Here is a 12,420-nt window from a genome sequence, read left to right as displayed (position 1 = left end):
ACGCCCGCGAAGCGAGCGCCACCGAGCTGTTGCCGGGCACCGCAATCGAGCACGAGGAGCGGCAATGAGAAGAATCGGACGTACTCGGGCAATGCTTGTCGTCGCCCTCGTCGCGTGGACGGGACTGTTCGGCGAAGCAGCGTTGGCCTCGGCTGACCCGGCCCCGACATCCCCTTCAGGCGGTTCAGCTCTCGATCACGTCGAGGAGATCAACGCCCGTCAGCTGACTATGTACGTCTACTCGGCTGCGATGGACAAGGTGATTCCGCTCGAGGTGATTCGGCCGGCAGACACAAGTGCGCCCCGGCCGACCCTCTATCTACTCAATGGCGCCGGCGGAGGCGAGGACACGGCGACGTGGCAGACACGGACAGACGTCGTCGACTTCTTCGGCGACAAGAACGTCAACGTCGTCAACCCGATCGGCGGTGCCTACAGCTACTACACCGACTGGGAGAAGCCCGATCCTGTTCTCGGACTGAACAAGTGGACCACATTTCTCACCCAGGAGTTGCCACCGATCGTCGATGCCACGCTCGGGACTACGGGTACGAATGCCGTTGCCGGATTGTCGATGGCAGGTACCTCGGTTCTGAGCCTGGCCGAGGCGGCGCCATCCGTTTACCGTGCCGTCGGTGCTTTCAGCGGGTGTGCCGAGACGAGTACTCAACCCGGTCAGGACTACGTGAGATTCGTGGTCGGATTCCGCGGCGGCAACGTGGACAACATGTGGGGTCCTCCCGGCGGTCCGGGCTGGGTAGCCAACGATCCTGTGGTCAATGCCGAGAGATTGCGGGGGGTCGACCTCTACATCAGCAATGGATCGGGCCTGCCCGGCCCACACGAGAATCTGGGCGGACCGATGGTCAACGGCGACCTCGGCGTTCTGGCGAACCAGGTGATCGTGGGTGGAGTCATCGAGGCCGGGACGAACCAGTGCACCCAGCGTTTGGCCGAGCGGCTCGACTCCTTGGGCATCCCGGCCACCTATGATTTCCGGGCAACTGGCACTCACTCTTGGGGTTACTGGCAGGACGATCTTCACAACTCGTGGTCGATGATTGCCGCGTCGATCGGTGCGCGTTAGCCGGCGAACCCTGGGGTCGGTGGCTGAGTTGTTTCTCACTCCGGAACACTCTTGCCGAACCTAGCCGACCGAACTGCAGGTCAGCGGCGTTATAGTCGCCTCATGAGTTCAGAAACACTCGCTCCCCTCGACACCGACGTACTTGCGCGCAGGTTTGCGTGCCTGGGTGATCCGACGCGGCTGCGAGTGCTCCGACTTGCTGCCGGCGGTCCGATCGACGTCGACACGATTGCACACGCCGCATCACTCGAGCCGTCGGCGTTGAGTGCCCACCTCGAGGCCTTGATCGAGGTCGGTTTTGTCGAGGCTTCGGTGCGTGAAGGCACTTCGGTTGTCAGTGTTGCCGGAACGGCATACTCCGATCTGATGGCAGCGGCCGCCGTCGTGGCTGCTCGCGGTCCGGTCGAAGACACACTGGGAGTTCTTCCCGATGACGTGGTGGTGCGCCGCATGGAATCCGGCGACTGGGATGCCGTCCGCTCGATCTACCGCGAAGGAATCGACACCGGAACCGCGACGTTCACCACCTCGGTGCCATCCGCCGAGAAGCTCGACGCGCAATGGTTACCCGATCATCGATGGGTGGCCGAGATCGACGGCCGCGTCGAAGGCTGGGCGAGCCTCAGCCCGGTGTCCTCGCGAGACTGCTACCGCGGGGTCGCCGAGAACTCCATCTACATCGGTAGCGGCGCTCGCGGGCGCGGCGTGGGCAAGCTGCTGCTTCGCCGACAGGTGCAAGCCGCCGACGCCAGTGAGATCTGGACAGTGCAGTCGTCGATTTTCCCGGAGAACCGGGCAAGCGTCGCCTTGCACCAGGCCGTCGGATTCCGAGTCGTCGGCACTCGGTCGCGTATCGCTCAACTGGGTGGGCGGTGGCGTGACACGTTGTTCCTCGAACGTCGCAGCGAGGACGCTGACATCTGAGAAGAGACGCTCAGCCCTTGGCAGCGCTGATTCCCGCGCGTCGCCCGTAGAAGCTGCCGTCTCCGAGGGACGTTCCGGAGGCATACCCTCCAGCGCAGACACCGGCGGTGCATCGTCCAGCGGCAAACAGACCCGGGATCGGTTCGCCGGAGACGTGCATGACCTCCGAGTTGATCGACGTGCGCAGACCGCCGAGCGTGAAACCGGCGGTGAAATTGCGAAGATCGAGCGCAGCGACGGGTGAGCCGATCGGCTTGACCCACTCCTTCTTCTTTCCCAGTACCGGGTCCTCACCACGCGCGGCGTGGCGGTTGTAGACCTCTACGGTCGACTGGAGGGTGCCTTCCGGCAGACCCATGTCGGATTCGAGTTCCTCGACGGTCTCGGCCACCCACTTGGGCTGGAATCTGAAGAACGGTGTGGAACTGTCGGCGGCGCAGCCCTCTTCGTAGGAAGCTTCGTCGATGATCAGGTAGGCCTGATTCTCGTTGCGCAGCAGCGTCTCCTGGCCGATTCGTCCCGGGTACGTGTCCTCGTTGACGTAGCGCTGGCCGCGTCCGTTGACGAGAATGCCGCGGATCATCAACTGGGGGTCGCCGAAGAATGCGACCTCGGTGGCGTCCATGTGCGCGAGGTCGGCCCCGAGAGCCTGCGCCATCTGGATGGACTTTCCGTCGTGCTCTTCGATAGCCGCACCGGGGCGCCCGATCAGCCGTGGGGCGTACGACTGGATCATCGCTTCGTTGTAGGCGAAGCTTCCCGTCGCCAGAACGACACCCGTGCGTGCTCGAACTGCCACTTCCTTGCCGTACTGCTTGGCGATGATGCCGACCACTCGATCTCCGTCGACGACCAGGCGCTGGACTCGCATGTCGTATTCTGCTCGTACGCCGAGGCTTTCGGCTGTCTCGATCAGTGGCTTCATCAACATGAAACCACCGCCCTTCTCCCCGGTGCGCTTGCCGCTCATCTGTGGAACGTGCCCGCGAGGGGCCGGTGTCGCGATCGTGTTGAACGGTGCCGAGTTCTCGCCGCCGGAATACATGAGTCCGTCGTCGAAGGGTGTTTCCCAGCCGGGTTGGCCGTAGAAACTCTTCTTGAACGGCACACCGTTGTCGACGAGCCAGTTGTAGTGCTCGACGCTGCCTTCGCAGTAGTCGGTGATCTTCTCCTCGTCGGCGCCGGGACCGAGTGCGGCCATCATGAACGATTTCATGTTGGCGGGGGAGTCCTCGAACCCGAGTGCCTGCTGCAACGGGGTCCCGCCGCCCAGATAGATGAATCCGCCTGCCAGCGCCGCAGCGCCGCCCCAGCCGCTCGTGCGCTCGAGCACCAACACGTCGGCGCCCGCTCGCGCGGCCTCGATCGAAGCACTCACTCCGGCAATGCCGTAGCCGGCGACGACGACGTCAGCCTCGAAGTGCCACTGCTCGATGTTTGCGGAGGACTGCGGACGGATTGAGCTGGCCTCGGCCATGGATTCGGATCCTTCGTTCTTCTGGTTGGTTGGTGGGGGAATCGGTGGGTGTGATCGATGCCCTGATGGCAGTATCTCGACCGAAAGTCAGTCGGTGTCCGTTTTCGCGGAATCGGCCGCGGCCTTCTCCTTGGCGCGCGCGGCTTTACGTCTGTCGGCCTTCACGGCGATCAGCGCATTGTTGAGCCCGGTGGCCAGCGGCCAGCCGACGTAGTGGCACAGGAAGATTGCGGCCTCTTCGAACTGCTGCTCGGTCAACTCCTCGTTGTGGAGAGCAGCGTTGATCTGGATCTTCGCCACATCGTTCTGCCCCTGGGCGGTGATGGCACCGATCAGGAGTAGTCGTCGATCACGTACCGACAGTCCCGGTCGCGTCCAGATGTCGGCAAAGAGGTGGTCGGCGGTGACCGCGAAGAAGTCGCCGGGAACGTCGGCGGGAAGCTCCCAGCCGTACACCTCGTTCATCTTCGCGACGCCACGAGCACGGGCCTCGGAGATGCGGCTTTCGTCGGTTCCACCGGCATCGGTCATGTGAGTGGTGTCGGTCATGCGTGCTCCCGAGTAGTAGATGCCGTTGAAGGTTCGGCCGGCCTGTCTTCGCTGTCATTCCCGACGCCCAGACCGGCACCGAGTCCGGCGAGCGCAAGGTGCGCGAGCGGCAGGTCGAGATTCAGCCGATCACCGAGGTCGATGGCCAAGGCCAAGTCCTTCTCCCCGAGATTGCGAACATGCCGCAGTATCGAGAACCACGGGTCGTCCTCCGAGACCGGTGCGGTGGTGTCGCGGAGCATGATCGCGCCCGCGCCACCGGTGATCGCATCGGTGTGCCTGACGACCTTTCCGAGCGTGCGGAGATCGAGTCCTGCTGCTTCGGCGAGTCGCGCGGCCTCGGTCGTGGCGGTGAACGAGACGAAGTGAAGAAGGTTGCGTGCGAGCTTCATTCGCGTTCCCGCGCCGACGTCACCGGCGTGAACCGCCAGCTCGGCCCAGGATCCGAAGGGCTCGCGGACGGCTTCGAACGCCTCGTCGGAGCCGCCGATCATCACTGCCAGCCTGCCCTGCGCTGCGCCGCCGGCACCGCCACTGATCGGCGCGTCGACCAGCAGAACACCACGCTGTTGACAGATGTCAGCGAGTTCCACCGCCGTGGTGTCCGAGATAGTGGAGTGAATCGCGACGACAGTGCCTGGCTGTGCGGTCGACAGAATCCCGTGCGGCCCGCACACAACCTCGCGTACCTGCGCGTCGTCGAGCACCGTGACGGAGATGATGCTCGCCTGCGCTGCAACGTCGGCGGGCGTCGATGCTGCGCTCGCGCCCGCAGTGGTGAACGGTTCGAGCGCTTCTGCGCGGGCATCACACACCACCAGTCCGCCCGGCCAGTCCAGGAGGCGCTGCGCCATCGGCGCGCCCATGTTGCCTAGGCCGATGTATCCCAGTCTGGTTTTCGAAGCGCTGGCTTTCGGCGCCGATTGCGTCATGACCGGTACACCTGGCCTCCGTCGACGTTGAAGATCTGCCCGGTCACCCAGCCTGCGTCGTCGGAGAGAAGGAACAGGCACATGCCGACGAGATCCTCCGGCGTTCCCATGCGCTGCAACGGGATTCGCTTCACCATGTCCTTGACGATGTTGCCGGGGGTGACGGTTCGAGTCGCCTCCGTGTCGATGGGACCGGGAGCGATGGCGTTGATCCGGATGTTCGACCAGCCGAGTTCGGTCGCGAGTTGTTGTGTCAGGCTGTTGACACCGGCTTTCGCGAGTCCGTAGTAGTTCGAGTACAGCCAGGCTGCTGTGGAGGACTGGTTGACGATCGAACCGCCCTTCGCGCGCATATGAGGTACGACCGCCCGGCACACGTGCAGTGCGCCGTCCATGTTGACGCTCATGAACTTTCGGTAGTAGTCCCAGTCCACCGTCAACAGGGAATCGATCTTCATTCCGCCGTAGATGGCAGCGTTGTTCACCAGATGCTCGATGCTGCCGAACTGCTCGATCGTGAAGTCGGCAAGTGCCGCAGTCGACTCCCCGTCGGCGACGTCGACGTCCTTGAACACGGCACTTCCACCGTCCGCCGTGATCTGCTTGGCGACAGCTTCACCGAGTTCGCGATTGAGGTCCGCCACGACCACGTTGGCCCCCTCCGCGGCCAGAGCGCGGGCATACACCTCTCCGATACCCTGCGCTGCTCCGGTGACTATCGCGGTGCGACCGTCGAAACGTCCCATGTCGACCTACTTTCGTGGTGATCATTCTGTGGTGAGGGTGTGGGGTGAGGGTGTGGAATGTCAGGAAGGTGAAGCGACGAGCTTGGTTTCGAGGTATTCCTCGAAACCGGCGAGGCCCATTTCGCGGCCGATCCCGGATTGTTTGTAGCCGCCGAACGGTGCGTCGGCCGAATACCAGACGCCGCCGTTGACGCTCAGCGTTCCGGTTCTGACACCGGCAACGACGTGCGCGACGCGATCGGGATCGGTGCCCCACACCGACCCGGACAGGCCGTATGGGGAATCGTTGGCAATTCGGACGGCGTCGTCGTCGTTGTCGTACGGAAGGATCACGAGGACGGGCCCGAAAATCTCCTCCTGCGCTACGCGAGACGAGTTGTCCAGCCCGGCAATGAGAGTGGGTTCGACGAAGAAACCCCTCTCGCGATCGTCGGGACGGCCCCCACCCGTCACGATCGTGCCGCCCTCTTCGACCGCGAGGGCGAGGTAGCTCTCCACCCTGGCGCGCTGGCGCGCCGAGATGACCGGGCCACACACCGTTCCGCGCGCGCTGGGGTCACCGGCTCGGATACCCGCCATCGCGGCAGATGCCGCGGCCAGAGCATCGTCGTACCGAGCGCGCGGCACCAGAAGTCTGGTACTGAGCGCGCATCCCTGACCGGCATGAACGCAGACGGAGAACGCGGCAACCGAGCATGCACCTTTGATGTCCGCATCGTCGAGGACGATGAATGCGGACTTACCCCCGAGTTCGAGGAAGACCTTCTTGAGAGTTTGCGCGGCCGTGGCCATCACTTTCCGTCCGGTGGCGGTGGAACCGGTGAAGGACACGAGATCGACGCGCGGATCGCTGCACAGCTGCGCGCCTAGGGAGTGATCCGTCGACGTCACGACGTTGACTACGCCGGCCGGGATCTCGGTCTCTTCTGCAATCACCTTGGCGACCAGCGCGGCGCACCAGGGCGTGTCCGGCGCGGGTTTGAGAACGATGGTGTTGCCGGCTGCGAGGGCGGGACCGAGCTTGGCGAAATTGATCTGGTGCGGAAAGTTCCACGGTGTGATTGCGCCGACGACGCCGACGGCTTCCTTGAGAAGTCGGCGATGGGTCGGAATCCCCATGGGTGACGCGTGCCCGAGATCTTGTTCCCACGAATAGGTTTCGATCAGATCGGCCCAGTAGCGAAGATCTTCGATCGGGCCTTCGAGTTGCGGACCGCTCGTCAGCATGACCGGTGCGCCGACCTCGGCGACGGTGATCTCACGCAACTCCTCGATGTGGGACTGGAGTGCATCGCACAGTTGGCGCAGGCAGCGAGCGCGAAACCCGTGATCGCGTGCCCATTCGGTGTCGTCGAACGCACGGCGCGCAGCGGCGATGGCCGCGTCCATGTCCGCGGCGGTGCCTTCGGCCGCACGGCCGATCAGTTCCTCGGTCGCCGGGTTGAAAACTTCGAAGGTCCCGCCGGATCCGGGCACCAGTTTTCCGTCGACGAGAAGTGCAGAACTGTCTGCGGGTCGAAGCGTCATAGCGCAAACCCTCTCTTTCTGGACATGTGTCTGGACTCTAGTTCACACTTGTGGTTGAGGCAATGGTTTTTGGGGCATAAGAGATTTCGAGAGCCCAGCGGTCTCGAGAGGGTCTCGGATCTGCTTCGACGAAAAGCGCCTCGTGTCCGGTGCGGCGCCGCTACGGTTCACCGCACATTCACAACCACGTCTTCACATCCACAGGAGAGAGGTCGAAATGAACAGAGTTGACGGAAAAGTGGTGTTGGTGACCGGCGCTGCTCGAGGTCAGGGGCGCAGTCACGCCGTCCGTCTCGCGCAGGAGGGCGCGCACATCATCGCCTTCGATCTGTGCGCAGACATCGCCAGCAACGAATACCCGCTCGCCAGTCCAGCCGATCTGGAGGAAACCGCTCGCCTGGTAAAGGAGGCCGGGCAGCAGGTGGTGACGGCGCGTGTCGACGTCCGTGATCGCGCCGGACTCGAAACAGCACTTGCCGAGGCGGTAGGGCAGTTGGGCGGATTGCATGTCGTCGTGGCGAACGCCGGTATCTGTCCGCTGGGCAAACACGTGTCGACCGCCGGTTTCGTCGACGCCTTCGATGTGAACTTTCTCGGTGTCGTCAATACAGTGCACGCGTCGATGGAATACCTCGGCGAAGGGGGTTCGATCATCGCGATCGGCTCTGTTGCCGGTCTGGTGCCGCAGACCGGATTCAACGGGCAACAGGCGCTCCAGGGTCCGGGTGGCGACGGATACGGCCTGGCCAAGAAGCTGATTCAGGCCTACACCAGTTCGTTGGCGCTGACCCTCGGGCCGAGTTCCATTCGCGTCAACGCGATTCATCCGACCAATGTGAACACCGACATGTTGCAGAGCATGCCGATGTACCGGACGTTCCGTCCCGACCTCGAGAATCCGACCGCCGAGGATGCGGCTGTGACGTTCCCGTTCATGCAGGCGATGCCGATCCCGTGGGTCGAACCCGCGGACATCTCGCATGCAGTCGTGTACCTGTCCTCGGACGAGTCGCGATTCGTCACCGGCCAGCAACTGCGCGTGGACGCTGGTGCCGGGATGAAGATCGGTCTGTAGTAGAACTTTTCGCGTCGCTGCTGCCTGTTCGTGGTGAATTTTCCAAGTTTCCCCATTTCGTTGCCCTGGACAGGACGCTGTAGTAACGTCCAGACACGTGTCCAGCAAACGGGGCGATTCAAGTGGCGGGGGATCGATTGTCTACGAATCCACTCGCAGGCGCCTCACGGGCAAACAGGCGGAAACTGTGGCCAGGCTTGCCGAAGCAACAGTGAAAGTTCTACGCAAACAAGAGTTTTCCGGGCTGACTGTCCGTTCGGTTGCGGCCGAAGCGGGTGTGGGAACTGCGACCGCCTACACGTATTTCGCGTCCAAGGAGCATCTCGTCGCAGAGGTTTTCTGGCGAAGACTTCAGAACTCGTCGGCGCCTGATGGCTCAGGGTTGGATCGCACCGCGCACGTGCTGTCTGTACTTCGAAATATCGCGCTGCTTCTCGCGGACGAACCGGAGGTATCGGCCGCCGTGACCAATGCACTGCTCGGATCCGACCCTGAAGTGGAACATCTTCGCGGCCGGATCGGGCTCGAGATCCATCAACGACTCGCCTCGGCGTTGGATCCGAATGGCGAACCCGAAGTGTTGGAAGCGCTCGAAATGCTTTATGCCGGGGCGCTTCTGCGGGCAGGGATCGGCTACGGAACCTACGCGCAAATCGCTGGACGCCTCGAGGCCTCAGCTCTACTGATCCTGGAGAAATCATGACAGAAGCTTTGATCGATCCGGTGGTCTTCAATCCGTACGACTACCACTTTCACGACGATCCGTATCCGACGTACAAGCGTCTGCGCGAAGAATCACCGTTGTATCACAATCCGGACGTGGGATTTTGGGCATTGTCGCGATATGCGGACGTGGTCGACGGATTCAAGGACAACAAGCGTCTATCGAGCGCAAACGGAGTATCACTCGACCCCGCAGCCTACGGTCCACACGCGCATTATGTGATGTCGTTTCTCGCTATGGACGATCCCCGCCATATGCGGTTGCGCCAGTTGGTTTCTCGCGGATTCACACCGCGACGGGTTGCGGAGCTCGACGGCCGGATACTCGAACTGACGAAGCAACATCTGATACCCGCGCTGGGCGCGGGGGAGTTCGACTGGATTACGGAGGTGGCGGGAAAGCTGCCGATGGACGTCATCTCCGAACTCATGGGTGTCCCCGAACCCGACCGAGCCGAACTGCGGCGCAAGGCGGATCTGGTGGTGCATCGAGAGGCGGGTGTTCTCGACGTGCCGCAACCTGCGGTGGAGGCTTCGATCAGTTTGATGGGCTACTACAAGGAGATGATCGCGCAGCGTCGCCGATCGCGGACGGACGATCTGACCTCGGCCTTGCTCGACGCCGAGATCGACGGAGACAAGCTTTCGGACCAGGAGATCCTCGGATTCATGTTTCTGATGGTCGTGGCCGGAAACGAGACCACGACCAAGCTTCTCGGAAACGCTCTGTACTGGGGTTCGCACCACCGGGAGCAGATCGCACCGGTCCTCGACGATCCCGAACGAGCCTCGGAATGGGTGGAAGAGACTCTTCGCTACGACACGTCGAGTCAGATCGTGGCTCGGACTTCGGTTGTCGACCTCGAATACCACGGGCGCACGATTCCGGCGGGGGAGAAGGTCCTGCTCCTGATCGGATCGGCCAACCGAGACGCCGACGTCTTCGACGATGCCGACAGCTTCCAGATCGGCCGGAGTTCGTCGGGCAAACTCGCGAGTTTCGGTGGTGGCGTGCACTTCTGCCTCGGTGCCCACCTTGCCAAGCTCGAAGCCAAGATCGCCCTGGCGGAGTTCGGGCGTCGGGTCAGCGACTACGAAGTCGTCGAGTCCGGAATCGAGCGTGTTCATTCGACAAATGTCCGGGGCTTTGCGGCCCTGCCGGTGAAAGTGCAGGTGCGCTGATGCCTCGTTTCGAACCCAATCCCGTTCGCCGGCCGGCACTGATCAGTGGTGCGTCGTCGGGAATCGGCACAGCCACCGCGTATGCCCTGGCCGAACTCGGGCATCCGGTTGCACTCGGTGCGCGTCGAGTCGCCGAATGCGAAGCCATCGCCGAGAAGATCCGCAGCAACGGTGGTGAAGCGTTCGCCCACTTCCTCGACGTCACGGACGGTGATTCGGTCGACGGGTTCGTCTCGGCCGCAGAGGCAGTCCACGGCCCCGCGGAAATCGTCGTCTCCGGTGCCGGAGACCTCGAATTCGGGGCTGCGGACGAGATGAATCCTGAGGCGTTTCTACGGCAGATCCAAGTTCACCTCGTCGGTGCGCAGCGATTGGCGCATCGTGTTCTCCCCGGTATGAGGCAACGACAGCGCGGTGACTTCGTACTGATCGGCTCGGATTGTGCCGAGCGCCAGCGTCCACTCATGGGTGCGTACGACGCAGCGAAGGCCGGGCTCGAGGCAATGGGGCGTCAGATGCGAATGGAGCTCGAGGGAACAGGCATTCGCGCGTCGATCGTGCGACCCGGGCCGACACTGACCGGCATGGGGATGGACACGACGCCGGAGATCATCGGACCGGTCGGGGAATCGTGGAGCAAGTGGGGGTTCGCCCGCCATGGTTACTTTCTGCGCGCCTCGGACATCGCCAATGCCATCGTCGCCGTTGTGTCGGCGCCGCGAGGAGCACACATCGTGCTCGTCGAAGTTCAGCCCGAGGCGCCACTGGACAAACTTCCCACTGCGAACTCACAGGAGACGACATGACGCACGGAGTGCAAGAGACGTCGCGAACACTGCCAGAGCCGCCGCGGGTGTCCGGCGGGGATCTCCCGCACGGGCATCTCGAGGAACTGCGAACCGACCCGATAGCGCTCATGCGCCGGGTGCGTGAGGAATGTGGTGACGTCGGCGCCTTTCAACTTGCCGACCGCACAGTGATCTTGCTGTCCGGAGCCGAGGCAAACGAGTTCTTCTTCCGCTCCACCGACGAGGATCTCGACCAACAAGCGGCTTACCCCTTCATGAAGCCGATATTCGGTGAAGGCGTCGTCTTCGACGCCAGCCCGGAGCGGCGTAAAGAGATGCTGCACAACTCGGCTCTGCGCGGCGAACAGATGCGCGGGCACGCCGCCACGATCGGCCGCGAAGTCGAGGCGATGGTCGCGCAGTGGGGAGACGAAGGCGAGATCGATCTGCTCGACTTCTTCGCCGAGCTGACCATCTACACCTCGTCGGCGTGCCTGATCGGCAAGAAGTTCCGCGACGAACTGGATGATAGCTTCGCCAAGCTGTATCACGAGCTCGAACAGGGAACGGATGCATTGGCTTTCGTGGATCCGTACGCGCCGATCGAGAGTTTCCGCCGCCGCGACGAGGCCCGGTTGGCGTTGGTCGCTCTGGTACAGGACATCATGAACAGGCGCATCGCGAATCCTCCGCAGGGCAAGGATGACCGCGACATGTTGGACGTGTTGGTCTCGGTCAAGGACGAGAACGGCGACCTCCGGTTCAGTGCCGACGAGATCACCGGCATCTTCATCTCGATGATGTTCGCCGGCCACCACACGACTTCCGGCACGGCAGCGTGGTCGTTGATCGAGATGTTGCGGCATCCCGACACCATGACGGACGTCGTCGACGAACTCGACAATCTGTACTCCGACGGCGCCGACATCAGTTTTCATGCCCTGCGCCAGATTCCGGTTCTGGAGGCTGTGGTCAAGGAAACCCTTCGACTGCATCCGCCGTTGATCATCCTGTTGCGGGTGGCACGTGGAGATTTCGAAGTGGGCGGCTTCGAGATCCGAGAGGGCCATCTTGTCGCCGCGACACCCGCGATCTCCAATCGAATCGCCGAGGACTTTCCCCGGCCGGACACCTTCGATCCTGGGAGGTACATCGACCCGAATCAAGAGGACATCGTCAACCGCTGGACGTGGATTCCGTTCGGAGCCGGCCGGCATCGCTGCGTCGGCGCTGCGTTCGCCCAGATGCAGCTCAAAGCGATCTTCTCGATCCTGCTGCGGGACTTCGAGTTCGAGATGGCGCAACCGTCGCAGTCCTACCGAAACGACCACAGCAAGATGGTCGTCCAGTTGCAGCAGCCGTGCGCGGTGAGGTACCGGCGCCGAACACGTCCCGGGCGTGAGGGGTGAT

General features: G+C 62.9%; 12 protein-coding genes. 7 read left to right on the top strand and 5 right to left on the bottom strand.

Features of this window, described 5'->3' with window-relative positions; genetic code table 11:
- Positions 1-64 precede the first annotated feature (64 nt).
- Together P0M12_RS28605 and P0M12_RS28600 are read left to right on the top strand one after the other, a co-directional pair.
- Positions 65-1,087, top strand: coding sequence for an alpha/beta hydrolase family protein (locus tag P0M12_RS28605; RefSeq protein ID WP_003944025.1), 1,023 nt, complete (start codon positions 65-67; stop codon positions 1,085-1,087).
- A gap of 102 nt (positions 1,088-1,189) precedes the next feature.
- Positions 1,190-2,011 carry a GNAT family N-acetyltransferase gene (locus tag P0M12_RS28600; protein WP_003944042.1) on the top strand — a complete coding sequence of 274 codons (822 nt, stop codon included), beginning with the start codon at positions 1,190-1,192 and terminating at the stop codon, positions 2,009-2,011.
- Positions 2,012-2,021: 10 nt separating this feature from the next.
- On the opposite strand, the gene P0M12_RS28595 is transcribed toward P0M12_RS28600, so the two are convergent.
- The 5 genes from P0M12_RS28595 to P0M12_RS28575 all read right to left on the bottom strand — a co-directional run bounded on the left by P0M12_RS28595 (position 2,022) and on the right by P0M12_RS28575 (position 7,242).
- Positions 2,022-3,488, bottom strand: a complete 1,467-nt coding sequence (locus P0M12_RS28595; RefSeq protein WP_007728632.1) for an FAD-dependent oxidoreductase — start codon at positions 3,486-3,488, stop codon at positions 2,022-2,024.
- Positions 3,489-3,575: 87 nt separating this feature from the next.
- Positions 3,576-4,019 carry a carboxymuconolactone decarboxylase family protein gene (locus tag P0M12_RS28590; protein ID WP_042450544.1) on the bottom strand — a complete coding sequence of 148 codons (444 nt, stop codon included), beginning with the start codon at positions 4,017-4,019 and terminating at the stop codon, positions 3,576-3,578.
- A 14-nt stretch (positions 4,020-4,033) separates the two neighbouring features.
- Entirely contained in the window at positions 4,034-4,969 is a 936-nt protein-coding gene (locus tag P0M12_RS28585) for an NAD(P)-dependent oxidoreductase (RefSeq protein ID WP_277377183.1), read from the bottom strand.
- Positions 4,966-5,715: an SDR family oxidoreductase gene (locus P0M12_RS28580; protein ID WP_277377182.1), complete on the bottom strand. Its 750-nt coding sequence runs from the start codon at positions 5,713-5,715 to the stop codon at positions 4,966-4,968. The genes P0M12_RS28585 and P0M12_RS28580 overlap by 4 nt, the downstream gene beginning before the upstream one ends.
- A 60-nt stretch (positions 5,716-5,775) precedes the next feature.
- Positions 5,776-7,242 (bottom strand): aldehyde dehydrogenase, encoded by a 1,467-nt coding sequence (locus tag P0M12_RS28575; RefSeq protein ID WP_214926866.1) that lies wholly within the window; start codon positions 7,240-7,242, stop codon positions 5,776-5,778.
- Between the two features lie 217 nt (positions 7,243-7,459).
- Here P0M12_RS28575 and P0M12_RS28570 point away from each other — a divergent pair, with 217 nt between their 5' ends.
- The 5 genes from P0M12_RS28570 (at position 7,460) to P0M12_RS28550 (ending at position 12,419) form a co-directional block, all read left to right on the top strand.
- Positions 7,460-8,317 (top strand): mycofactocin-coupled SDR family oxidoreductase, encoded by an 858-nt coding sequence (locus tag P0M12_RS28570; protein ID WP_047272231.1) that lies wholly within the window; start codon positions 7,460-7,462, stop codon positions 8,315-8,317.
- Between the two features lie 136 nt (positions 8,318-8,453).
- Positions 8,454-9,020: a TetR/AcrR family transcriptional regulator gene (locus P0M12_RS28565; protein ID WP_024487471.1), complete on the top strand. Its 567-nt coding sequence runs from the start codon at positions 8,454-8,456 to the stop codon at positions 9,018-9,020.
- Positions 9,017-10,222, top strand: a complete 1,206-nt coding sequence (locus P0M12_RS28560) for a cytochrome P450 (protein WP_003944019.1) — start codon at positions 9,017-9,019, stop codon at positions 10,220-10,222. Before P0M12_RS28565 ends, P0M12_RS28560 begins: the two co-directional genes overlap by 4 nt.
- Positions 10,222-11,028 carry an SDR family oxidoreductase gene (locus P0M12_RS28555; RefSeq protein WP_003944110.1) on the top strand — a complete coding sequence of 269 codons (807 nt, stop codon included), beginning with the start codon at positions 10,222-10,224 and terminating at the stop codon, positions 11,026-11,028. The genes P0M12_RS28560 and P0M12_RS28555 overlap by 1 nt, the downstream gene beginning before the upstream one ends.
- Positions 11,025-12,419 carry a cytochrome P450 gene (locus tag P0M12_RS28550; RefSeq protein WP_054782105.1) on the top strand — a complete coding sequence of 465 codons (1,395 nt, stop codon included), beginning with the start codon at positions 11,025-11,027 and terminating at the stop codon, positions 12,417-12,419. The genes P0M12_RS28555 and P0M12_RS28550 overlap by 4 nt, the downstream gene beginning before the upstream one ends.
- Position 12,420: the final 1 nt, after the last annotated feature.

This window comes from Rhodococcus sp. RCBS9 (genome assembly GCF_029457415.1).
In the GTDB taxonomy this organism is placed as follows: domain Bacteria; phylum Actinomycetota; class Actinomycetes; order Mycobacteriales; family Mycobacteriaceae; genus Rhodococcus_F; species Rhodococcus_F qingshengii.
Note: the sequence above shows the minus strand (reverse complement) of the source record. Positions and strands in the feature narration are given on the sequence as shown.

Coding starts and splice junctions, on each gene's coding strand:
- P0M12_RS28600 (WP_003944042.1), top strand. CDS start 1,190: ATGAGTTCAGAAACACTCGCTCCCCTCGACACCGACGTACTTGCGCGC.
- P0M12_RS28590 (WP_042450544.1), bottom strand. CDS start 4,019: ATGACCGATGCCGGTGGAACCGACGAAAGCCGCATCTCCGAGGCCCGT.
- P0M12_RS28570 (WP_047272231.1), top strand. CDS start 7,460: ATGAACAGAGTTGACGGAAAAGTGGTGTTGGTGACCGGCGCTGCTCGA.
- P0M12_RS28560 (WP_003944019.1), top strand. CDS start 9,017: ATGACAGAAGCTTTGATCGATCCGGTGGTCTTCAATCCGTACGACTAC.
- P0M12_RS28575 (WP_214926866.1), bottom strand. CDS start 7,242: ATGACGCTTCGACCCGCAGACAGTTCTGCACTTCTCGTCGACGGAAAA.
- P0M12_RS28555 (WP_003944110.1), top strand. CDS start 10,222: ATGCCTCGTTTCGAACCCAATCCCGTTCGCCGGCCGGCACTGATCAGT.
- P0M12_RS28580 (WP_277377182.1), bottom strand. CDS start 5,715: ATGGGACGTTTCGACGGTCGCACCGCGATAGTCACCGGAGCAGCGCAG.
- P0M12_RS28605 (WP_003944025.1), top strand. CDS start 65: ATGAGAAGAATCGGACGTACTCGGGCAATGCTTGTCGTCGCCCTCGTC.
- P0M12_RS28550 (WP_054782105.1), top strand. CDS start 11,025: ATGACGCACGGAGTGCAAGAGACGTCGCGAACACTGCCAGAGCCGCCG.
- P0M12_RS28585 (WP_277377183.1), bottom strand. CDS start 4,969: ATGACGCAATCGGCGCCGAAAGCCAGCGCTTCGAAAACCAGACTGGGA.
- P0M12_RS28595 (WP_007728632.1), bottom strand. CDS start 3,488: ATGGCCGAGGCCAGCTCAATCCGTCCGCAGTCCTCCGCAAACATCGAG.